At 58.2% G+C, this 22879-nt stretch carries 22 protein-coding genes and 1 pseudogene; 17 read left to right on the forward strand and 6 right to left on the reverse strand.

Translation table 11 applies throughout. The annotated features are described in order from the left end of the window. Positions 1–196: 196 nt before the first annotated feature. The 10 genes and pseudogenes from HCO70_RS01325 to HCO70_RS01370 all read left to right on the forward strand — a co-directional run bounded on the left by HCO70_RS01325 (position 197) and on the right by HCO70_RS01370 (position 11053). The gene (locus tag HCO70_RS01325) at positions 197–1123 is read left to right on the forward strand and encodes a hypothetical protein (RefSeq protein ID WP_172292350.1); all 927 of its coding nucleotides are present in this window, start codon (positions 197–199) and stop codon (positions 1121–1123) included. After that, a complete protein-coding gene (locus HCO70_RS01330; protein ID WP_216665216.1) occupies positions 1113–1820 on the forward strand; it encodes an HAD family hydrolase in 708 nt (235 codons plus the stop codon). The genes HCO70_RS01325 and HCO70_RS01330 overlap by 11 nt, the downstream gene beginning before the upstream one ends. Continuing rightward, positions 1817–2710 (forward strand): hypothetical protein, encoded by an 894-nt coding sequence (locus tag HCO70_RS01335; protein WP_172292354.1) that lies wholly within the window; start codon positions 1817–1819, stop codon positions 2708–2710. The genes HCO70_RS01330 and HCO70_RS01335 overlap by 4 nt, the downstream gene beginning before the upstream one ends. Next, positions 2707–3522: a hypothetical protein gene (locus HCO70_RS01340; RefSeq protein WP_172292356.1), complete on the forward strand. Its 816-nt coding sequence runs from the start codon at positions 2707–2709 to the stop codon at positions 3520–3522. The genes HCO70_RS01335 and HCO70_RS01340 overlap by 4 nt, the downstream gene beginning before the upstream one ends. A 12-nt stretch (positions 3523–3534) precedes the next feature. Further along, complete coding sequence (locus HCO70_RS01345) at positions 3535–4599, forward strand: phosphotransferase enzyme family protein (RefSeq protein ID WP_172292358.1); 1065 nt, start codon at positions 3535–3537, stop codon at positions 4597–4599. A 9-nt stretch (positions 4600–4608) separates the two neighbouring features. Then, the gene (locus HCO70_RS01350; RefSeq protein ID WP_172292360.1) at positions 4609–5469 is read left to right on the forward strand and encodes a hypothetical protein; all 861 of its coding nucleotides are present in this window, start codon (positions 4609–4611) and stop codon (positions 5467–5469) included. Between the two features lie 1457 nt (positions 5470–6926). Next, positions 6927–7741: pseudogene (locus HCO70_RS01355) on the forward strand (IS3 family transposase). Positions 7742–7783: 42 nt separating this feature from the next. Next, positions 7784–9874: a hypothetical protein gene (locus tag HCO70_RS01360; RefSeq protein ID WP_172292362.1), complete on the forward strand. Its 2091-nt coding sequence runs from the start codon at positions 7784–7786 to the stop codon at positions 9872–9874. 12 nt (positions 9875–9886) lie between these two features. Then, on the forward strand, positions 9887–10327 hold the full coding sequence (locus HCO70_RS01365; RefSeq protein WP_172292364.1) for a hypothetical protein: 441 nt from the start codon (positions 9887–9889) through the stop codon (positions 10325–10327). A 294-nt stretch (positions 10328–10621) separates the two neighbouring features. Beyond that, a complete protein-coding gene (locus HCO70_RS01370) occupies positions 10622–11053 on the forward strand; it encodes a hypothetical protein (protein WP_216665217.1) in 432 nt (143 codons plus the stop codon). A gap of 113 nt (positions 11054–11166) precedes the next feature. Here the strand turns inward: HCO70_RS01370 and HCO70_RS01375 are convergent, their stop codons facing one another. Then, on the reverse strand, positions 11167–11493 hold the full coding sequence (locus HCO70_RS01375) for a helix-turn-helix domain-containing protein (protein ID WP_216665218.1): 327 nt from the start codon (positions 11491–11493) through the stop codon (positions 11167–11169). A gap of 25 nt (positions 11494–11518) precedes the next feature. On the opposite strand from HCO70_RS01375, the gene HCO70_RS01380 reads away from it, so the two are divergent. The 7 genes from HCO70_RS01380 to HCO70_RS24710 all read left to right on the forward strand — a co-directional run bounded on the left by HCO70_RS01380 (position 11519) and on the right by HCO70_RS24710 (position 17692). Continuing rightward, positions 11519–12229 carry a hypothetical protein gene (locus tag HCO70_RS01380; RefSeq protein ID WP_172292370.1) on the forward strand — a complete coding sequence of 237 codons (711 nt, stop codon included), beginning with the start codon at positions 11519–11521 and terminating at the stop codon, positions 12227–12229. 576 nt (positions 12230–12805) lie between these two features. Then, positions 12806–13822 carry a PfkB family carbohydrate kinase gene (locus HCO70_RS01385; protein WP_216665219.1) on the forward strand — a complete coding sequence of 339 codons (1017 nt, stop codon included), beginning with the start codon at positions 12806–12808 and terminating at the stop codon, positions 13820–13822. Continuing rightward, the gene (locus HCO70_RS01390) at positions 13819–14421 is read left to right on the forward strand and encodes a 7-cyano-7-deazaguanine synthase (protein ID WP_172292374.1); all 603 of its coding nucleotides are present in this window, start codon (positions 13819–13821) and stop codon (positions 14419–14421) included. Before HCO70_RS01385 ends, HCO70_RS01390 begins: the two co-directional genes overlap by 4 nt. Before the next feature lie 490 nt (positions 14422–14911). Beyond that, entirely contained in the window at positions 14912–15949 is a 1038-nt protein-coding gene (locus tag HCO70_RS01395; protein WP_216665220.1) for a PfkB family carbohydrate kinase, read from the forward strand. Further along, positions 15946–16722, forward strand: coding sequence for an FRG domain-containing protein (locus HCO70_RS01400; protein ID WP_172292378.1), 777 nt, complete (start codon positions 15946–15948; stop codon positions 16720–16722). Before HCO70_RS01395 ends, HCO70_RS01400 begins: the two co-directional genes overlap by 4 nt. 4 nt (positions 16723–16726) lie before the next feature. Continuing rightward, positions 16727–17056, forward strand: a complete 330-nt coding sequence (locus HCO70_RS01405; protein WP_256372946.1) for a hypothetical protein — start codon at positions 16727–16729, stop codon at positions 17054–17056. A gap of 144 nt (positions 17057–17200) precedes the next feature. After that, positions 17201–17692 (forward strand): IS66 family transposase, encoded by a 492-nt coding sequence (locus HCO70_RS24710; RefSeq protein WP_253913081.1) that lies wholly within the window; start codon positions 17201–17203, stop codon positions 17690–17692. On the opposite strand, the gene HCO70_RS24715 is transcribed toward HCO70_RS24710, so the two are convergent. From HCO70_RS24715 to HCO70_RS01435, 5 genes are all read right to left on the reverse strand, one after another. Further along, the gene (locus HCO70_RS24715; protein WP_253913082.1) at positions 17672–18634 is read right to left on the reverse strand and encodes a hypothetical protein; all 963 of its coding nucleotides are present in this window, start codon (positions 18632–18634) and stop codon (positions 17672–17674) included. The two genes, HCO70_RS24710 and HCO70_RS24715, sit on opposite strands and share 21 nt — an antisense overlap. Positions 18635–18836: 202 nt before the next feature. Continuing rightward, entirely contained in the window at positions 18837–19196 is a 360-nt protein-coding gene (locus HCO70_RS24720) for a recombinase family protein (protein WP_253913083.1), read from the reverse strand. Beyond that, complete coding sequence (locus tag HCO70_RS01425) at positions 19186–19353, reverse strand: hypothetical protein (RefSeq protein ID WP_172292382.1); 168 nt, start codon at positions 19351–19353, stop codon at positions 19186–19188. Before HCO70_RS01425 ends, HCO70_RS24720 begins: the two co-directional genes overlap by 11 nt. A 436-nt stretch (positions 19354–19789) precedes the next feature. Further along, positions 19790–20473 (reverse strand): thermonuclease family protein, encoded by a 684-nt coding sequence (locus tag HCO70_RS24570; protein ID WP_216665222.1) that lies wholly within the window; start codon positions 20471–20473, stop codon positions 19790–19792. A 529-nt stretch (positions 20474–21002) separates the two neighbouring features. Further along, entirely contained in the window at positions 21003–22577 is a 1575-nt protein-coding gene (locus HCO70_RS01435; protein ID WP_172292386.1) for a 2-isopropylmalate synthase, read from the reverse strand. Positions 22578–22879 lie beyond the last annotated feature (302 nt).

Consider the following 22879-nt stretch of genomic DNA (forward strand, 5'->3'; position numbering starts at 1 on the left):
GTCACCTGCCGCATCAGTAGCGCCAGCGTCCCGCCGCGCGGGGCGGGGGGCCAACAACTCTGGACGCTCCACATGGCTGGTCGGGCTCGAGGGTGTGCAGGCGCCGGCTATCCGGATCGAAAGCGGTACCCGTCCGCTTGACACTGCAGCCCTTGATCTGCCGCCCCCATTCACACGGCTTGCACAGGATACCGCAGTGGAGTGGGTTATTGAAAGCAACCTCGGCCCACTCGACACGCAATGGCCCGACGCGCACCGGTCGCTGGGCGTGTTCCGGCCTGGCGCGTCGGAACCGTTCTGTTGGACGTTCGAAAAACTAAGCGCAGAAGAGTGCGTGGTCTGGCTCGATGACGAGAGGGCGAGGGCGCGCGCTTTCATGCATGTGGACATGCATCGCCGTCAAATCCTATTGTGTGAGGACACGCCGGGCAGCCGCTGGCTGAGTAGGATGGTACGCAATATCCATGCCGCCTATCTGGTGCATACGGGCTGGCAGCCGTTACATGCCTGTGCCTTTCCGGCGGGCGCTCGGATAGTTGTCGGCATCGGGCAACGTGGCGCGGGAAAGTCGACGCTGTCCTACCTTGCCGCGCAGCGTGCAGGCGGATTCTTTGCGGATGACATGGTGCTGATTCGTCCGGCGCCCGACGGCGATAGTGAGGTTGTCGGCTGGCCTGGCCGTCTTGCCGTGCGGCGCAAGGTTTTGGAACAAACCCTTGGTGAGGCTCGCACGGCGGCCATTGAGCCACGGCTTAGGCGTGGGCTGGCGCTAAGCCATGGCCATCTGCGTGGCGACCGGTTCGCCTTTGATCATGACGAAATCGCACCACTTCTGGGGATTGACTATGTGCCAATGTGCAAAGCGCCACTGCGCATCGCGAGGCTTTCGGCACATGCAGGCATGCCGGTTATGTCGCCCTGGGCAAAAAGCGGTCTATGTGCAGAAGATCTGTCGCACGGGCGCGACCGACGCCATTTCACCGACTTGGTCGGGTTTTACCGCGGTAGGCCGTGCGAAGCCCCAGCTCCGGCCATCGAGATTCACGCCGAGGTAAGCCAGATGCAGATGCCTTTCGAAATGACGGAGCATTTCGATACCCTTTGGCAACACCTTGTTCGATAGGCCCGCGATCTTGGATGTGCGTAGCATCGCCTTCGACTTTGGAGGCACTCTGGTCCGCCCAACGCCTGCGCCACAGCCCGAGCTGATCACTGAAATCTGCAGGCGTGAGATGCACGGGAAACTGCCGGCAGGTTTTGGTGCGAAGCTGGGACGTGGCATGGCCCAGGCCAAAGATGCCTATCGCGACCGGCGCAGCGATACGCCTTTGGCGCGAGTAATCGCAGAGGCGGCAGGTCGGGGCTGCATGACTGAGGCTCAGATTGCAACCTGCCTCGCGCGAGCCTGGCGGATGCAGCAGTCGGAGTGCCTGTTGCCCGGTGCGGCCCAGGCCCTGCGTGCACTGCACGCAGCAGGCTACCGGCTGGTTCTGGCTAGCAACACGCGGCGGAGCGAAAGCGCACGGCGTCAGGCGCTCGACAGGTTGGAAGTTGAGTCGTTCTTTTCTGGTATCGTCGTCTCCTCCGCGATCGGCTGTGCCAAGCCGGAGCCCGCGTTTTTCAAGGCGGTCCGAGAGGCTACGCGTGGAGCGCCTACGCTCTTTGTGGGGGACTCCTTTCGGCGTGATGTGCTGGGCGCGGCGCGCGCAGGATTGGCCGCGATCTGGGTTGCACCGACACCGCAACCAAGGCTGCGCCACAGCTTCGGCATTACCGATGCGGTTGGCCGCCTGCCCGCACTGCTGGGAGTTGAATCGTGATAACGCAGGGTGACAGTCAGGGCCGCGTGGTTGTTGAAAACGGCGAGGTTACGGTGCTCGACCTGCCAAATGGGCCGACGACCTGCCGCGCGATTGCCAGCATCATCAGCCCGGGGACCGAGCGGCGCTCTCTGGAGACCGTGCGCGACACCGGCCCGCACGCCCCGGGCTACATGACGCTCGTGCGTTGTCCCGACGGACGCGTCAGCCTTGACCCCGTGCCCCATGGCGCAACCTTTCTGACCAACCGACCCCGAAGACTGAGCGTGCCGGAAGGTGTGCGTCTGCCCCAGATTGCCGCCGCGCGTTTTCAGCTGATGGCGGCGGTCACGCTGCAGCAGGTGGGGTTCGATGCTGGTCGTGAGGCCGGGGATGGCCATGCCACCGTGCTCGGGTCTGGCCCGGTCGCTGTGGGCTGTGTCTTTGAATTGATGCGGCGTGGGCTACGCCGGGTTACCGTAGTGACAGCACGGGCCGATAGCGTGCTGTGCGATCTCGGGGCGGTCGAGCTTGTGGCGCCGGGCGATATAACCCCGGCCCCGTGCGTGATCGATTGCACAGGCGCCCCCGACCGCGCGATGGAGGCTACGGCGAAGGGCGGTTGGCTTGGGTTGCTGGGCACACCGGCCAACGATTACTGCGTGAGCGCGCTGGAGTTGCACCGACGCGGGCTGCGTGTCTTTGGACTACACGAACTCGGCCCGGCGCCATCGGACTATAGGGCAATGTTTGACACGGTTTTGGCGTGGCACCTCGTGCAGGGATGGCACGATCTGCTGGAGGCATGGTGCTGCGTCCTGCCCGGCAAAGAGGCCCCCACGCATTACCGTGCGATCCTAGCGCGGGAGAATTTGCCCCCCTTCCTATGCCTTGAGTGGAACGAGGCATGAAACATCCGCCCCTCCCCACAGCATCGCTGCAGGAGCTAGGTTTCTACAGCATCGGGCTTTGGCCGGTCACGGCCCGCGCGCTCGAGCGGTTTCTGCTTGCTAATGCGGTGCCCTCACTGGACCTGCGGGCTGGCAGGCGTGGCTTTGCCTTGCTCGAACGTCCGGTCACAGAGAGTCGCGCGCTGCTGCGCCGTCTCCACGCTGTGGCGCCACTGCGGATGATTGCGAGCGATGTCGATCTGGGAGATGTTGTTGCTGACAGATGTCATGAGCGTGCGTGGGATAGCATCACTGCGCTCGACGCATTGATCTGTGACGTGCCGGACTGTTTGATCAGGCTGTTGGGACGTTATGTGCCACGGCCTGAAGAGTTTGTTGGATTGCGGGAACTGACCGCGCTCTGGCCTGCACACACGCTGTTGTTGGAGCTTCATGACCCGACTTGGTTTCATCCTGCGATAGCCGCGCCTTGGACCCTTTGCGCAGACTGGCCGAGCTTGCGGCTTTTGGCCGACAGCGATCAGATCGCGCAGGCGATTTCGTGCCATGGCTCCGTTCCCGTTGCTGCCAGCCTTGCTGCGATGCGCGATCACGTGGGCATGGTTCATCTTTGCGACACAGGTGACGGGCTCGACCGGGACGCCACCGACATGATTGCGCAAACGCTTTTCGGTCGAAACGGCCACAACACAGCTGTTCCGGTAGGTTTCGAATTCACTGGGCCCGACCGCTCGGCCGCATGCGTCGCCCAAGCCTATGCGAGGGCGTGCGCGCATTGGCAGAGCAGCCTTGGGGCATTACAGCTTGCCTAAACTGATAGCCCGATGAGCACAACCAGGACGAACGACACACCCCATGCGGCTGCGGAAGCGGCGGTACTCTCCTTGCTGAGCAATGCAGGCAGGATGGCCCCGCTCACGATTGCGCGGATCCCCCGTGGGCAGGGTACCGTAAACTACCGCGTCGAGACCAACATGGGGCGATTTTTTGTGAAAAGCTATCTCCCGGGGGCGGATCTCGCCGCGGAGAACGCAGCCATCGCGTTGAGTGAGCGTGCGCGGCAAACCGGGATCGCCACAGCCCATCCGGTTCGCTTTGCGTCCGGGTGCTACGTGGCGCAGGACGCAGGCAACGCCATTTCGGTGTGGCACTGGATCGAAGGCGAGGTGCGCACGAAAGCTCTAGGCTCGGCGGCGCTGCACGAAATTGGCTATGTACTTGGACGTCTGCACACCGCTCTGCGCGGCTATTCCAACAGCCTCGCTACCGCCAACAAGACGCACCGTTTTCTCGCTACCAGCGAGGCGAGTGTGCGGGCCCAGATTGACAGCATTGAAAACGCCTTGCAGGCAGAGGTTCACCAGACCGGCGGCACTGTTTTCGATATTACTGCGGCCCGGGCGCTCGTGGAGCGGCGGGTACAACTGCGCCAGCTGCCCAGGATTATGAAGAGCCTCCCGGCATTGTCCTCGCAGGTGGTCCACGGGGACTACACAACGCTCAATCTGTTGTTTGAGGGAGACCGTGTTTGCGCTGTGCTCGACTTCCGACCACCCGAACCGTTCCTGGTCTCATGGGAGCTTGGGCGCATCGCCTTCAACCCCGACCTGATCGCAACCAGTGATGATTGGCTCAAGCAAGCACAGGCCGTCATCGAAGGCTATCTCGACGCCGGTGATGGTCTCGCTCGTGAGGACATTCTGTTTTGCGGGCGCGTGGCGCTGATCCAACTGCTCAAGAGCCTTTACGGAATCAAGCAACACTACCTCGCGCCCGCGCTGCTTCAGGATGATCTCGATGTGTTCTGGGCGGAGAGACATGTCAGCGTGAGCCGGATGCTTGCGCAATTGGACGAGGTCGACTCCATGCTGGTCTCGGTCACGAAGTAGGTTGGCGCGATGGGCAACAATGCGACAGGGATTGCAGTCGGAGATCTGATTGGAGTCATCCGCGGCCCTGCGCTAAGCGCTGCGGAGCGGCGGGAGTTGCACCAGCGCGTGCCGGGGTTGAGTTTTGGCCCTGTAACTGGCTCCACAGGTGCCGACACGGACATTCGGTTGGGACAAATCACAGTTGCGCGGCCCGCCCCCGGCGCGCACTGCGCCCTGCGCCGCGCGGTGAACGCTGCCCTGACGGTGGAGGCCCTGCACCATGGCATGCTCATGCTGCATGGGGCCGTGGTGGCACGGGGCACCGAGGCTCTGCTGATCCTTGGGGATTACAACGCGGGCAAAACGCGTCTGGCTCTTGCGCTGGCATCGTGGGGCTTTGCCGGTCTGGCAGGCGATCTGGCGCTGATTGGGGTGGATGGGTCGGTGCACGGTGGCACACGGGCTGTCCTAATGAAGTGGCCAGTGGACGATCTGGGCATGTCCCTGCCGCCGTCGGACCTAGGATTGCCGAAGGGCGCCATGCGCTGGCAGGCGCCAGAATGTCCCGGCGGCCCCTACCCCGGATGCTGCGTCACGCAGACAGTGCTGCTGACCGCACCGGGCGCGCTAGGACCGCATTGCGAACCCGACTTGGCCTATGCGTTGCGTGCTGCTGTCCTGCGCTCGCGCAGGCGGGTCATTCGCGATGACGACTGGCAGGTGATGCTGCAACGCCATCCTGAAATAGCTGCTACACAAGAGAGCTTGATCCGATCCCTTGCGGCGAGGGTGACCATGCTTTGCATCGCTAATGATTTCCCTTCTTGTGTCGAACAGATACTCAGTTTGCTGGGTAAGAAACCTTCCGTCTTTGCCCGCGAAATCTAGGCCACAACGTCGAAAGCCAACTTCAGGGAGAACCACCTTCATGGAGGTAGGCCGAAACAGTTGCCGATTGACAGCTATGGATAGGGCGTCGCGGACTGAAGCTTCGAGTGACCGAACGGTCCCCCAAATGGGCACGAAGGGCCTTAATTGTTAGTCATGGAGTTATGCGGGGTTTCCAAGTGTAAGCACCTTTCCAAGTTAGTGGGTACAAATTCCGGCACCCTGGAGATTGGATCTATGCCCTTCTAACGCAGACAAATGAGGGGAGGGCATAATACATATTTCAATCTACCTCTGAAGTGAGACGAATGACAGAGCACGCCAAGCAGCCGTGCATCCGATGCATTTTTTGTTGCTTGGATTAGCACGAAACGGAGTCGTAAGTATTTAGGAGTTTTGTAAAGCGGCCATTCTCAATGGCGAATACAGCGCGATGGGCCACATCACTTGAACGAACAAGGCTGTCCTCAGTGGATGAGGCCACTCACCAAACACCTGGATTCGAAAATGGGGAAAGTTTCCCCAATTACCTGATCAGACGTGGCCCTTTACGAGACTGCGGTATGGAAATTGGCAATGTCGTTTGCCCATTTCGCCGAAGAACACTCGCCTCTATTTAAGCATCTCTGGCTGGGTACCACGCATTTGTGGCACCTAGTCCCCACGCATGGTCATTGGCTTCCGTTGACCCAGAACTCGGAATGCCACGACGTTGCCACTGATTGCTGCCGTCAACTGCAGGCCCGAAACCATTACTCTATCGAACCGAAGTTCTGCGGGGCAGTCGGGCCATGCAGACGCGGTTTTTGCTGGCGCAGCATGATATGACCCCATCGGGCCTGTGTCACTTGCTTATCTTGGGGTCCTCCCTCTTTCCAATCACAGAGGAGGACCAAAATATTCAAAATAGTTCATTCCCAGTGAGCGCTCCGCGTCGACAGTTTCTTTTTTGCCATCTATGTTCACTAACTGCATCCGCTGTAGTCACACCCACATTGCAAACCACGTACAACTGGTCGTCCACCTCTGGGACATTTGCATTCTTTTCCGTCCGTGGTCGTGAGTGTTCCTCCGCACGATCCCGTCGATTGGCCGAATTCCATGCTCGCAACACGCGTTACAACAGGGCGAGTCTCCGATAATTTTCGGTCGCAGGCTTGAGGAACTTCGGCATTCAAAACGTCTGCATGGCTCGGAAAGCCCGATACAAAACTCAATGTTATGCCGATGAGTAGAGCTAAAGTACGCATCCCAAAATTCTCCACACTTCAATTAATACTACCATCATACCACAATCACTCTGTATTGTCAACAGAGTTTAAAATATGGCCGGCGGGCGGATCAGTATTCGGGCAGCAGGAAGCACTCCCGCATTTGTAGACACTTTACTCCTTACTTTAATCTGAGGAGGCGGACATGGGGCATACAACTATAGCAATGGTTTCAGGCGAAATACGGTGCATCAGGTCGCCGTGCGCGGCTATCCGGTGCGGGAGGTTTCCCATCGTTTGGGTGTCAGCACGTATTCTCTCTACAAGTGGCTATACCCGTTCTGCGATTGGATGCCGAAGCCACGCGCGGACCACGAGGCCGAAGACTGCTGTTTGACGCGCGAGCTGACGCATGTCACGGAGGAGCGCGTTGCGCACTCGGTATTTTTGGCTGGGATCGCCGCGCAAGTCGGCTTTCGTCACCGCGCTGGCCGATACGACAGCAAGCCCTCAGTGCTGGCTGAGAACTGGCTGGAACAACGGTTCGATGCATCAACACCCGTTCAGTTCTGGGTCACCGACATCACCTGTTTCAAGAACTACGAGGGCTGGTTGTACCTGTGCGCCGTCCTCGACCTGTTCTCTCGCCGCGTGGTCAGCAGACCGGCGCAATCGTGCATGAAGACGGATCTGACCCTTCAATTCTTGCTGATGGCGTCTGCCGGCGACAGCCCGACAGAACTGTCATGGTGGATTCCGATCACGGTTCGCAGTTCACCAGCCGCGAGTGGCAATCCTTCCTGCTCCAGCTTGAACTAGAACCCGGCAAGAGCCGACGCTGGAAATGCCATGACAATGCTGTCTCCGAGAGCTTCTTCCAACTCCTGATGCAAGAGCATATCCGACGGCGAACATACCCAACCCGCAATGTGCCCAGGCTAGACATCTTTGAGTACATCGAGATGTTCTACAATCCAAAGTGAAAGCATACTAACATCGACATTCGGTCGATCATTGGCTTTGAAGCCCGTCAGCAGAATTTGAACGGGGTAGGTGTCTAGGAAAATAGGAGCACCTAAAGTGATCTTTGTGGAAAATACCAAATGTCTGCGCTGGTGTTGGCGGTGCCTAGGCTGACTTATTCGAGTGCCGACACTATTGTATCTGGATACACCACATGGAATCATAGCTCTTGTGAGGTGGACATGATGCAAGATTTTAGTTGGCCACAGATGGTACTTGGACTGGCGGCCCTCATTCTTCTAGGGTTCTTGATCCTTTCCGAGGCACCGCAAACGCGACGTCTGAACGCCGTCAATGAAGTCTTGACCCAAGTCGAGGTCGATCCCTCGCGGTTCACGCGTCTGCGTGACCAAGTAGCTTGGATCGTCCGCAACTCCGATCTTGGCGAAACGGCTCATATGTCACAAGAAATTGCCCTCGACCGGTTAGATGTCGTAGTTAGCGATGCACGATTTGCGGAGATCACCAAAACTGGGCGCGCCAACGCAATTTACGATCCCGAACTGAAGGCAGTCTTTATTGACAGCTACCTTCTTGACCCGGTTGATTTACCGTTTATTGGCACGGATGGTCCCACCGCTGCTTTCTCGGAAGCGGATTTCGGGTTCTGGAATACAAGCCTCAGTTTCGTGATCGCCCATGAACTCGGACATCATTCTGCGGGTGACAACGCTTCAGCCTTCTTCTCCTCAAATTGGTTGTCGCAGAAACCCATCAAAGTGGATCGAGAGGTGGCAGCTGATGCCTATGCGCTCGACACCCTAGCCCGTGCATACTCTGATCCAGATATGCCCGACGTGCTGGTTGAGCAGAACGCGCTCTTTTTCTTTGGCCTTGATTTTAATGATCTGGTCGGTGCGGAGCGGGCTGCGGGCGATTTGATCGGGGCGATGAAAGCCATGACTCTCATGATGCAATTTTCTTCAGGTTCATACAGTCCGTTTTATCAGGATGCAGCCCATCCCAGCTTTTTAGCTCGAGTCCTACTGGCGCTAGATGGGGTTTCGCTTGCGCCTGACTCGGTAGTCCTTGGGCAATCGCCCGTCTTAGTTGAAGAAACCCGTCGCCAACTGAAGGCAGCAGAGCGGCGTTTTTTAGAGATCCAAGCTCCTGGGCCGATTGCGCGCGTTGCTGCTCACGAAGGACGAGTTCTTCTTGCGGTACGCAATTTGATCCACACGCAAGAAGATGATGGCTTGAGCAAGATCTACCGTATGCATCTGCCCGAGATGCCGAAAGACCCGACATTTGAATTAATCGCAACCGAAGAAACACCAGCAGGAATTGGTGAAAGTCACAACGCTTGGATCGAGACGCAGCTCGAAGCACTGGCCCCCGGAATAGGTACGCTTGGTTTGGCTGGTGAGGTAGGCATAGTGCCACAACTCCGGCTCTTCGAGCCATTCGAGCGATTTCAAACCGATGGGCTCGCTTTTGTGGACGATGGCTGGGCACTGCCGAGCTTCAGTTCCAACTATGTGGCAACACGGGAGGCCATCAGTACAGTGGCTCAAACCTATTTTGACCAGTTGGACATAGAGCTTGGCTTGCCGATCGCAAACGAGGATGCCTTGATCTTTCCGGTCTTTCTGCAACAGAGTCGTACCTTTCGCGTCGTCAGCGTCCGAGCATCATCAGGGGATAAAAAGGTACGCGAACTCGTACTCCTAGATGCCGGAACTCCCGAGACTCTGCACGAGCCAGAGCTTCTCGTGGATAAACCACCGATGCGATTTTATGGCGAGTTCACGCTGGAAAACGGCTGGATCGATATTGAGGGAGCGCGGTGGACTGGCGAGGAATGGATTGTTCCGGGGCGGGCCTCAGGTGGAGAAACTCCTTATGTTTGGGAGCTGCATACCGGGGGTGGTGGACAGCCTTGGGTGACGCAATCGCGTGAGCGACTGATGGCGGATTTCATCGCCGAAACCGGTGAAGCCTCCTTCGGCCGCGACCTCGATCCAACAGGACCATCGCTGATGGTGCTGAACCCAGACGCGGCACTGGTATGGTATGATCAAGATACTGTTTGGCTCTCCACGCCCCATGACACTGTCCCGATCTTTCACCCTGCGTTCGCACAGTTGCGTATCACCCCTATAGACGCGACACGCGCCTTGTTTTGGGTTAGCAATGCAACCAAAGCCTATTTGATTGATATATTGGATTGAAAGGACATGACCTTGAGCCAACGCCTGACCCTTGCCATAGCTGCAATCGCCTCTTTTGGGATCATCTTTTTCTTTGTAGACCGTGCTAGCCATCCCAGCGTGAGTGGGGCCTTTGGTGTCGATCCAGAAGCGACCTTTAGTTCGGTGTTGACCGCTGTCATCGCCTTTGTGGCAACACTCGTGGGAGTCCTTCTGGGTGCGATTTACCGCCGCTTGATTGCGATGCAGAACGATGGGCGCAAATCGGTTAGCTACCGCGTACTTTTCCGGAGCGTTTTTCGTTCCATCGATTTCCAGATTGGACTATTCGGGGCACCGGTGGTCTTTGGCCTTCTTTGGCAGGCAATTTCTGATCTTTCTATAGAGGCCATGCTCGTGATAGCCCTTCAAAACGGGTTTGCGAGCCACGCGGTTTTACGTGAAGTAACCCCGTTCCGTGGAAATACAGAGTAAGTTTTCGCAGGCGCCGGCAAAACAAGTCCTGATTGTGCCTCACCATTGAACATGCTGGAGCACGCCACGCTCGTATGAAGGGCCTTTGCCATCTTGGCAAGTCGACCAACCTAGGCAATTGCGGCCCATTAGAGACGTTCAAGGGCTGTGTCGTCGCTGCGCTGCAGCTTTCCAAAAGCCGACGTTAATGAAATTCGTTTTTAGCATGTATTGTGTCACAACTGGACAGCGGCGGAGGTAAAAAAGATCATGCAAATTCCGGAAGGTATAGTTGAGGACCAAGTACTCGTAGATTTGATCGACCTCAACGATGAAGTCGGCATTGGTACAACACGTAAGGTTTTCGGAGTGAAAGGGGCTTCGGATCTAGTGATCAAAGAAAGCCACAAACCCTTTCATTACAGTAATTTTGTCGAGTGGACTGTGTGGCACGCGGTCCTGGAAATGGCCAAAGACATCATAGGCAACGAGACAAACCCGCAGTTGCAAAGTCATTTTGCACGAGCAGTGGCGATTTCGAATTCAGCAAAATTCTTGGTTATGGAAAGGCTGCAACCTGTTAATTATCTCGATCAAACCCAACTCCGGAACTTTCCGAGTTGGCTGAATGACCGAAAGCCAAGTGCATTTGGCTTAGCAGAAGATGGCCAGGTCAAAGCAATGGACTACGCCATGGTCAATTTCTACCACGTTCTTAATCCTCTCAACAATTCTAGTCCGTTCTGACATACTCGGCCCAAAGCGATCGTTTGCGCATACTGTGAGCGACGTCGGTTTCGCGTCATCATGTCGGTCATTCGAAGCGTCGTTCAGATACACAAAGGAGTTCTGGGTGTTTGCTAATCACTGCCAGCAGTGTCACTAATCCGCGTTCTGTGCAATTGCATGGCAGCACGTATCAGGGCCCGGAAATCCTTGGATGATCGCAGGGCTTGAATCAGTTCTACCTCCAAATCTTCAATCAAAGCATTGGATGCCTCGCCGCTTTGGAGTAGCCGCTCCGCCCGCGCCCTCAGCTTGCTCGACAGTGGCGCTTTGCCAGCCATAACCTTAGAAAGATGGGCTTGGTGGATTCCCAAGGCCGTCGCCAACTCGGCCTGCGTCAACTTGTCCTTCCGCTGACACGCTTTCAGAGCCGCGATGATTGAGCCGTCCTTGTTCGACATATGCATTGCATATATGCTTTGCATTATGGAGGACAATGCCATGTGTCATCGTCGTTTCGGACCCGAGGATGAGGTGGTCCCAGGCGTGCAGTATGGTCGTCGGGAATGGGTTCCGACGCCGGCATTCCTGGCGGCCATAGCTGACCTCGAAGGCGACAATGTGGATGACTACGTCAGCCCGAAGGGAACGCCCTTGGCAGAGGATCTAGCATTCTGCTTGCTTGGCGGCTACGGGGTGAAGATGGAGCTAAATCGCGCTGCTTGGAATCAGCTGGACGAAGCTGGAGTTCTGCGGGCAGATGATGTCCCGAGCGTGGTCGAATTCGAAGCGTTGCTTAGCGAACCGCTACTAGTGAACGGCAGGCTACAAAAGTATCGCTATCCAAGGCAGCGGGCTGGGCGTTTGCACATCGCGTTGAAGTCTATTCGTGATACTCCGCCAAATACCGACGATCCGATCTCGTTTCGAAACCGTATGATGGAGTTACCCGGCATCGGTCCCAAGACAGCGTCGTGGATCGTCCGGAACCATGTCGGCAGCGACGAAGTGGCTATTCTCGACGTTCACGTTCTGCGCGCGGGGGCTATGATCGGCCTCTTTCCCGATACATACAGGCTACCCCGCGACTACGAGGCGCTGGAGCGCAAGTTCCTTTGCTTCGCCCAAGCCTTACAGATCCGCGCGTCAGTCCTCGACGCCATTATTTGGCGAGAAATGCGCATTTTATACGGCTGAGCATTTCCTCGCGCGCCCCTTTGCTTATGATTATTGGGGGAGTGATTCTATGTCTAGCAAGAAAACACTGAAAAGTTCGTCGTCTATGGCTGGCAATAAGGGAGCTCGAGCCTCTGGGGGGGCGAACAACGACGCATGCGATCTGCATATCGACGTGGATCTCGAAGGCGTTCGCCTGCCCCGCTTGGAGCGAATTAAGGTAGGCGATTCGCTGGTGGTGGAACTCAGGGCTGAGGGGCAGTTCCCCACTGTCGTCTGCGTGGATTCTGAAGGGGAAATCGTCGGCGCCTTGTCAGCGTTCCTAAATCTGGCGCAATTAATAAGATGCCTTAGGGACGGCGTGAATTACCAAGTGGGGGTTACGCAGATCCGACCAGGTGGATGCCATGTGGTCGGGACACGTGTGCACTGATGATCGTGGCGGGTGGGGTCTACCGCGAGGAATGCGTACGGCCGACATGGTCGCGAATTTTCGGGTCGGGAGGTAGAGCCGCCGCCGCCGTGTCCCGGCTATCACCTGGCACACGGCTCGTCGCTTATGCCTGTCAAGACTGGGTCGATGACGCCAAGCACTCGATGGCGGCCTTTGGCGTCACCGCCGATTTCCGGCCCATCAGAGAGGACATTGCGTTTCACTATCTCCACCCGCTTTCCCATGCAGAGCTCATCGGCGCACCCGAAGCATGCTATGAGCCCTTGAGGGTCGCCGGAAACACGGTGCTTCGGTTCGGTTACATAGAGGGAGATGCATTGGTCAACGCAGGGCGCGCAGTCTTCGATCCCCAGAACGCCAACGAGGTTCATCGCTTCCGGGAAAACGGATCCACGGCCGAAGCGCTGGCAATCGTCCTCAATGAGGTGGAGTTGAATCTGGCGATGGGCGACGCTGGAGAGGAAGGTGCTCGAGGACTGATGCAGCACTCCGGAGCTTTCGTCGTCGTGGTTAAACGAGGACCGCGGGGAGCAATGGTGGTTGCCGATGGTCTGACCGCAAACGTTCCTGCCTATGCGGCAAATACGGTTTTCAAGATCGGCTCGGGTGATGTGTTTAGCGCGGTTTTCGCGCAGCGCTGGGGCGAGTTGGACGACGACCCAGTGACAGCGGCTGACACGGCATCCCGTGCAGTCTCACGCTATGTGGAGACAAGAAACACGGAAGTGGATCTTTCGCAACTGACATCTAGCCTGCCGATGCCAGCGCCTGATCCAGCAAGCAAGATCTATCTAGCAGCGCCATTCTTCAACCTTGCCCAACGCTGGATGGTGGAAGAAGCTCGCAGGTGCCTCATGTCCCTTGGTGCGAATGTCTTTTCGCCTATCCACGACGTGGGGCCCCACGGTGATGCAGAGTACATTGCTAAGCGCGACCTTGATGGATTGGAGCAATGCTCAGTCGTGCTTGCGTTGCTGGATGGTGAAGACGCCGGGACTTTGTTCGAGGTCGGGCATGCGCATCGGCACGGCATTCCCGTCGTGGTGCTCGCGGAATCGCCGCGTCCTGAAAGCCTCACCATGCTCCAGGGCACTGGTTGCATGATCGTATCGGACTTCTCGACCGCCATTTACGAGGCGATCTGGGGGACTGCCCGATGAAGGCCCTCCTGATGTCCGGTGGACTGGATTCCGCGGCACTGGCGCACTGGCTGCGTCCAGAGGTCTGCGTCACAATTGACTACGGTCAGATAGCCGCCAAGGGCGAGATCGCTGCATCATCAGCCCTTTGCACCGCCATTGGACTTGAGCATCGCCGCATTACTGTCGATCTGTCCTCCCTTGGCTCAGGTTCCATGGTAGATCGCCCGGCGGCACTGGGTGCGGCGGCGATGGAGTTCTGGCCATACAGGAACCAGATGCTCGTCACGCTTGCCGCCATGATGCTGATGCCCCAAGGTATTACGGAGATCATGGTCGGATCTGTCTCCACCGATCGCCATGCTGACGGCAAAGCAACCTTCTTCCGTGCCATGGATCGCGTGCTGTCTCTTCAGGAGGGCGGCGTACGCGTCACTGCACCGGCATGTAATCTTTCGACGCCGTCGTTGTTGCGCAAGTCAGCTTTCCCGTACGATCTCATAGGGCTAACGTTCTCTTGCCACGTCCACGAGTTCGCATGCGGTCAATGTGGTGGGTGCCTCAAGCATCGTGAATGCGTCGACACCGTCTATCACAGAACGAATGAGCAGGTAACCTGATGGGAGGGTATGCACCAGATCAGATCAAGAAGGCGAAGGGCGGCGCCGCACCACCTGCCGTCGTTGGAGATGGGTGCGATCTCGCATTCCATACTGATCTTGTGGGTGTGCAATCCAGCGTCAGCGCCGCGCTTAACAAGGAAGACAAACTCGTAATCAGCCTTCGCATCCAAGGCAGGATCAGAAGTGTGGTTTGCGAAACCACTGCTGGTGCCGTCGTTGGTACATTGGCCGCATTCAGGGGGTTGTCCCGGCTGATCCGTTGCTTGGAACAAGACGTAGCGTATGTTGCTATCGTTGAGACGGCGTCCTTCTCCCGATGCTCGGTCAAGGTGTTCCGTCGATGATTTCAATTGCAGGCGGTGTTTATGCCGAACGGTGCAAGTATCCGGTTTGGGACCAGATCTACGGCTCCGGGCTGAGGGCCGCGATCGCCGTGAGCTCCGTGTCTGATGCAGTGCACTTGCATGCATACGTCCCTGACGAATGGATGGAAGATGTCGAAACGAGCTTAGCGAGTTTCGGCGTGGCCCCGCAACTGCATGCGTCCGAGCATCCAATGACATTTGAGTATCTGAATACTTTTCAACCGAATACACTGCCTGAGGAACTGTCGCCCCGCTATCCCGACCTAATGGTGGAAGACAAGGTGGTGTTGCGGTTCGGCATGCTTGAATGTGACGCTTGCGTCAAAGGTGACAGGGTGGTCTATGATCCACAGTCGCCGACCGCGTCGTTCTATGATAATGGATCGACGGCTGGTTCCCTGGCGATGATTGTGACCGGCCGCGAACTCTTAAGCTTGACTTATGCCGAGGGTAGTTCGGGCGACAACCCAGGGCGCCACATGCCCGACGAGGATGTTCTCCTTTCAGCAATCGTTGCGCTCCGCGATCTGCCGCAACCGCCGCAGATCGTTTTGGTAAAAGATGGCCTAGGCGGTCTGATGGTATTCCAGGGGGATCAGCCGGTCCGCATCCCAAGTTATGCGGCTGAGAGCTTCTTCAGGATCGGCTCTGGCGACGTCACCGCAGCGGCATTCGCGTATGCTTGGGGCGAACTTGGACGAGACCCTGTCGATGCGGCGCACTATGCCGCTCGCTGCGCGGCCCATTTCGTGGAGGGGCCTCGCCTCCCGCTCCCAAGTGTAACTGAGGTGAGCGGCCGAATGCCCAACACGGCTCGTCGCGAAGAGATCCGCATCGTGGGACTAGGCGACTTTGAACTGCAAGCTCTTGTCCTTACGACACGTTCATGGCTGAGCTATCTCGGCGGAAGCGTCAGGCATGTGACATTTGGATTGGATGATCTCGACTGCCGAGCCCACGAATGCGTCGACCTACTGTTGATTGGATCACGGTGCTCGAAGTTCGAACTCGAAGCCGCAGCAAAAGCCGGTCTTCAGCCAAAAGTGGTTTTCTGGCCTTCTGCCATGGCAGATTCTTCACGAGACTGTTTCCCGGGTGCAGTGGTGGCCCGCGACTACGCGACAGCACTCTATCTCGTCATGAGAAGCCCGGAACGATGAGACCACCGCAGTTCAGAGGCTGGCCCGAAGAAGTGACTTCGCGCATCAACCCTCCGACCAAGACCGGTAAGTTGGCGGAAGATCTTATTCGCGAGGCCCATGATAAATGGATCGAGTTCATCGAATTCATTGATGCGCGGGCTCACACGCGATGGGTTTTTCGCGGTTGCGCATCACCCAGTCACCTGTTCGTACCGAGCGTAGGACGTAAGGCCGAAACCTATTCGCCATTGAATGAAGAACGGCTTTTCCGTGCGTTCCAGCGATCGGCGGACACGATGGTCGCTGTACGTCCCCTATCGGATTGGGATTGGCTGGCCATTGCGCAGCACCATGGTTTGCCAACTCGATTGCTGGATTGGTCGACCAATCCCTTGGTCGCTTGCTTCTTTGCCGTTGCGAGCTTTCCCACGGGAGAGGATGCCGTTGTACATGCCTATAGCATTCCCGACGATGACATCATCGACCCGAAGAAGAACGAAGATCCATTCTCCATCGACCGTGTGATGTACCTGTTGCCGTCGAAATCTGCCAGCCGCATCATTAACCAACGCGGATTGTTCTCGGTGCACAATCAACCCAACGTGCCTTGGGACCCGCCGAAAATGAATGAATTCGTTATACCCGCGTCAATGCGGGCGCGATTCCGGCGGGGGTTGTTCAAAATGGGCATTGACCACAGTCACATCTATCCCGACTTGGGAGGCCTGTGCGAGACCCTGAAATGGCGGTTTGTAGCCGGCATTGGCATCGGCGACCCAATAATTGGGTGACGGGATGGACCAATTGAAAGCTCTTCGAGAGAAGATCATTGCAGCCATGAAGGCCACAGAACTTAGGGAAACCGAAGCCTGGCAGGACCTTTCTGCGCTCTCTTCGAACACATACGTCGACACGATCGAGACCTTCGACGACGAGGTTCGGATCGACGGTGATCGGTTTGAAGGACCCTTGATATGGCACGTCACTCTTCATTATGGGCAGCATGCGTCCGAGGACGAACTCGTCATCTCGGACAGCTTCCCCGGAAGTTTCGAGGGGCAGCTTGAGGACGAGGTTCCAGTGATCGAACGCATTATGGCCGAAGTGTCTTCATTCTATGAATGATGCTCAAGTGGTGGTGTCGCCTGGAGGCAACTTCAACAGGAAGCGATCGCATCTCGTAAGTATGCGTCCGGTCTGACCACTCTGATGTTGGGAATCCGCGGCTGATAGTGTCCATTCTTGATGATGGACATTCTGAGGCACTCTATGGCGAGCAAGAACGTTCAGAAGAAGCGGTTCTGGTCGGATGAAGAGAAGCGGTCGATCTGCGCGCAGACGCGGGCGCTGAAGATCGAGAGGCTCGAGCATCAGCTTGCAGGTCATCGCAAGGCGCGATTCGGCTCGAAATGCTGGTCCACCATCGCCAAGGAGACGATCGAACGCATCGCCAGGCTCTATGCCGTCGAAAAGGAAGCGCGCTACAGGTCATCCGCGGAACGCGTCGCGTTGCAACAGGCCAAGGCCAAACCGATCTTCGACGACCTGGAAGACTGGCTGAAGATCCAACTGCCCAAAATCTCGGGGAAAACCAAACTGGCCGAGGCCATTCGCTACGCCCTCGATCGCATGCCAAAGGCGCAGGCCTATCTCGAAGACAGCCAGCTCGAGCTGGACAACAACATCTGCGAGCGCTCAATCCGACCGCTGACGAGCGGGTGGTCATTGTGCACCTCATCTTTAAGTGCTTGGAAACATTGAAAGCTGATGTGTGGTGTCAGCGTGACACGGGCGACCTTTCCGCTCGATCGCTGAGAAGATTGGCTCTGAGTACAGGTCCTTGGCGCGAATTTGATAGGGTGCGCCTTCGACGACCTGGTTTGCGGGCAGGATCCCGTCCTTGATCAGCCTTCGGATGACGTGGTTGGTCACACCGAGTTCCTTTGCCGCCTCGGTCATGGTGCGATACGGGCCATCCTTGTCGGCGGAAAGATAGCCGTGGATGCCGTTGACACGGCGGATCGAGGACACGCGTTTTGCGTTCCAAGTCTTCCCCTGCCCGGTTCGCATGCCCATCCGGTTCAGGCCGGCGGCGATTGCCTCATCCGACCATCGGCCCGCCATCTCCCGAATGACGCCGAGGGCTTCGTCGCTCGTCCTCGCGCCATGCTCGCCTGTCTTGGGCTTCTTCGTCCTGAGTTCTGTGTGCCGTCCCCCCTTCCAATGGATAACAAGGACGATCTCGCCGGTCGCCTCATCGATATCGGCGATGATGTCCTCAATCAGGGTCCTAACCAAACGCTGGCGGCTGCGCATGGTTGTCTCCGGGGCCTCCCATGCCGCCTTTAGATCCCGCGCAAGGCCTTCCAAGCGGTCTGGTTCCACGACCGGGACCTCGGAGCTGGTATCTCCTTCCAGCCGCTGTTCGAACGTCCGCACGCGCCCGAGCGCCTCTTCCCAGCGTTTCTCGAGTTCTGACGTGATCAGCCGGTTCTCCAGATCGCAGGAGGCGTAACGTCGTTCGGCCAGCGAAGCGTCGTATCTGGCCTGCTGGGGTTCCATCTCAAGAACCCTCCGCCTTTCTTGCGCTGCTTTGCTCATTGCCGCCTGTGCCGCGACTGCGGCTTCAATGGCGAGCGGCGCGACCGCATCGAGCAAGGCTTCGGTGACCAACCGTTCGGCGCGGGCGCCCCCGAAGGTCATGCACCGCTTCTGGCCGAGAAGAAGATTGGGTGTGTCGCATCGGTAGACGGGGCGCGGTGTTCGTCCGGTATAGACGACGTGAAGACGCCTACTGCACCTAGCGCAGGACACCAAGCCTGCCAAAAGGGCCCCTCCACCCCGACCGGATTTGACCCCGCCCGATCGACCATAGGCATTGCGCGCAAGCTGGGCTTGGTTGCCTTCAGACGCGTGCCTCGACGAGACCGCAAAGCTCCAGCACGTGATGCCAATCGCGCCCATTGCGGGCCAAGCGCGAGACCTCAAGACAGAAAATCGCGCCGACCGCCCCAGAACAAAGCAACGCCACCAACCGCTCAAAGCCAGGCCGCTCAGCGCATCCGCTGGCGGAAATGCCGAGATCGTCATCGATGACGTCGACGGATGCGAAGCCATAGCCACGTGCTGCCTCAACCAGATTATACTGCCTGCGCTGGCTCTCTAAATTGACCATGACCTGGGTCTGGGTCGACTGGCGGACATAAACAACCGCGCGTCGCTGCAGAAGGGCGGGCGGTAGAATGGCGCCGTGCTCAACACTCATTGCCCGCCTCCTTCAGGTCGGCCCCGGCGGCCGCCAGCAGGAGTTGCACCAGGGCCGACAGAACGACCGTCCGGTCCTCCTCCGTCAATCGGGCAATCGGACACGGTTGAAAGGGCAGCGGAAGTCGCTGTGCCTTGGCGGGGTGTTGAAAGGTCATGCTCGGCCTCCTTTGTCGATTCCTCATCGACAAAACATCGCCGGAACCTCAGCGTTCCGAGAACCCTGTGAAGATCAACGAGGGCGGCAACCGAAGCCATCGGCGCGCCCAAGGTCATCGCCGAACACGTGGCAGCGTCCTGAACCCAGGCCGGAGACATGATTGCCACAACGGGATCGCGTTCCAGCGCGAAATACTGGCCGTCACCCTGTCGCAGCGCACGAAATACTGTAACATCCGATCCGAAATAGGCGTGCCACCGGTAGTGGACACGACAAACCTGCCCGACATGGGCAGTATGAACGGGAACTGGCGCCGTACGGCGAAACGCGTGGGGTCCGGATTGTAGCTGCAGCAAGCGAAAACGTCCGGTTCGGCTGCCATTTGTTCCACGTGCTGCAAAGGTCCACTGTGAACAGGTAGCTGAAGACAGACGTCACCAGTATCGGCCGCAATGTCCTTCTCGTATCATCACTGCAGCCAGGTCCCGCCCGTCGGGAAGACGGCAGCTTCCGATCTTGCGGTCATAACTCGACCGGCCATTCAGGAAGCACTCGAGGCGGAGCCCGGAGACCAACTCCCGCATCCTCGCTGTCGCACGATCGCCCCTGACGGTGCCACGCTCCGCACAATCCAGCGAGCCGAACCGGATGGGGACACCGGAGACCTCAATCGTGTCGCCGTCCCGGACATGTGTCACCGTGCCGGCAATGCCATTGGCCGCTGTCATCGGGACGAGAGGCCCGAGATACTCCGGAAAGCGCTCCACCGCCTGAAACCCCAGGTAGCCGACCACGAGGCCGGAGAACAACACAACCTGCAGGGCCGACCACCAGGGCCACGCGCCTTGGGCGCGACGCCTGTTGCGCGGGCTGCCGTGTCTTCGTTCGCTCCCAACCGACTTAGCTTGAGAAGGGCGGTCCGCGCTCCGGTACGGAGCAGTAAGTTTCATCAGCAGGCGGTACTGCTTCTCACTCAGCCTGGCTCTTCGGCCGTATCGGTCAAGCTTCGTCTGCATGTCGCCAAGGAATCCACGCTCCCAGTTATTGGCTGCGGTCCCATTCAGTACCTCGGTGATGGCGGTTTGCAGCTCCAGGAGTTGCTGTTCTGAAAAAGGCATGAGGGGAGTTTTGAATCCGCCTTCTTTGTTTGTCACCCGAAACTTTGGCTAAACCGCCAAGTAGCGCGAAGATAGAGCATCCTGCAAAACACATAGGTCGACTTGGGCCCAATCGAACGACCTCGCCGAGATCTTTGGTTGCGCAGTTGCCCCGAATGTTCGCATCAACGGGCTGCGGGGTAACATCCCGAATTCTAACAAATGACCGCTCTGGGCCGTTTTTAGCACTTCGGATACTTCGGCCGTGTGTTGGCTTTGTGTCGCACAGCTGCCTTCGGTGTCCGGAGCGGAAAAAGATAACAGTTCGGCTATGATCCGCACACCAAATTCTATCTGAATTGCTGACTTCGCCAGCCCATCCCGGATAGTCCGTAGACTTCCGCCCTCTTCCGGTTTCAAATCCGTTGGAACAGGGAGTACAAACCGAATGAACACGTACATCTTCTGGTCACAAGTACTTTGGGGGGGGCGGGGGGCAAAGCCCCCCGACGGGTCGGGCCGCCTCAGCGGCCCGAAACCCAAGTGTCGGTCAGCCCGCGTCCTTGTAGCTGACCGCTTTCACGTCGGCATCCGGGGCGGTCTTGCCCAGCCGGACCAGAAGGCGGTTCAGCGCGGTGACATAGGCCTTGGCCGAGGCCACCACGGTGTCGGTGTCAGAGGCCTGACCGGTGGCGATACGGCCATCCTGTTCCAGCCGCACATGCACCGTGGCCTGCGCGTCGGTACCCTCGGTCACCGCGTTGATCTGGTAAAGCTGCAAATGCGCATCGTGCGGGAACAGCTTCTTCACCGCGTTGAACGTCGCGTCGACCGGGCCGTCGCCGGTGGCAGTTACCTGCTTGTCCTCGCCGTCGATGGTCAGCGTCAGGTCGGCCGACTGCGGAGCCTCGGTGCCGCAGATCACCCGGAGGAACCTCACCTGGATGCGCTCGTTCGAATGCTCGACCTCGGTATCGCGCATCAGCGCGATCAGGTCGTCGTCGAACACCTCCTTCTTGCGGTCGGCGAGCGCCTTGAACCGCACGAACACGTCGTTCAGCTGGTTATCCGCCAGGTCGAAGCCCAGGTTCTTCAGCTTCGACCGCAGCGCGGCGCGGCCGGAATGCTTGCCCATGACGATGTTGGTCTCGGAGAGGCCGACATCGGAGGGGCGCATGATCTCGAAGGTCTCGGCATTCTTCAGCATGCCGTCCTGATGGATGCCGCTTTCATGGGCAAAGGCGTTCTTGCCGACGATGGCCTTGTTGTATTGGACCGAAAAGCCCGAGACCGTCGCCACCCGGCGCGAGATGTTCATGATCTTCGTCGTATCGACGCCGGTCGACCACGGCATGATGTCGTGGCGCACCTTCAGCGCCATCACGATCTCTTCCAGCGCGGTGTTGCCGGCGCGCTCGCCGAGGCCGTTGATGGTGCATTCCACCTGCCGCGCGCCGCCCGCCACGGCGGCCAGCGAGTTGGCCGTCGCCATGCCCAGGTCATTGTGGCAGTGGGTGGCGAAGATCACGTCTTCCGTGCCCGGCACCTCTGCGATCAGGCGGCGGATCAGGTCGGCGGATTCCACCGGCGCGGTGTAGCCCACCGTGTCGGGGATGTTGATCGTCGAGGCGCCCGCCTTGATCGCGATCTCGACCACGCGCTTGAGGTAGTCCCACTCGGTGCGCGTCGCATCCATCGGCGACCACTGCACGTTGTCGCAGAGGTTGCGGGCATGGGTCACCGTCTCGTGGATCCGCTCTTCCATCTGCTCCTTGTTCAGGTTCGGGATGGCGCGGTGCAGCGGCGAGGTGCCGATGAAGGTGTGAATGCGCGGGGATCTGGCGTGTTTCACCGCCTCCCAGCATCGGTCGATATCCTTGAAATTCGCCCGCGCCAGCCCGCAGATCGTGGCGTTCTGTGCCTGCTTGGCGATCTCGGATACGGCGGCGAAATCGCCTTCCGAGGCGATGGGAAATCCCGCCTCGATGATGTCGACGCCCATCTCGTCCAGAAGCTGGGCGATCTCCAGCTTCTCTTCATGGGTCATGGTCGCGCCGGGGGATTGCTCGCCGTCGCGCAGCGTCGTGTCGAAAATCAACACGCGGTCGGAATCGGTACTAATCATTGTGATGTCTCTTCTGTTGTCCTTAAGCCGAAAGTCTTTTGGCGCGGTGGCGTTCCTCTGAGCGGTCGCGCCGGGACGGCACGCTCAGAGGCGGCTAAGGAGCAGGAGAAGGCCGAGCGGCAGCGCTGCGCGGGGCGCAGTCGGAACGTGGATATGCCGCAGGCTCGTCATGGCGCGGGACTATAGGCGGATCGCGGTAAAAGAAAACCCAAAAAATCGGACGCCCGGCTACACAACTATCCCGATAGCATTTTTCGTGATACTCTCGCGTCTTATTGATGAATGCATTTTGGGAGGAGGGC

It is taken from the genome of Pseudoruegeria sp. HB172150, assembly GCF_013184805.1.
Taxonomy (GTDB): domain Bacteria; phylum Pseudomonadota; class Alphaproteobacteria; order Rhodobacterales; family Rhodobacteraceae; genus Psychromarinibacter.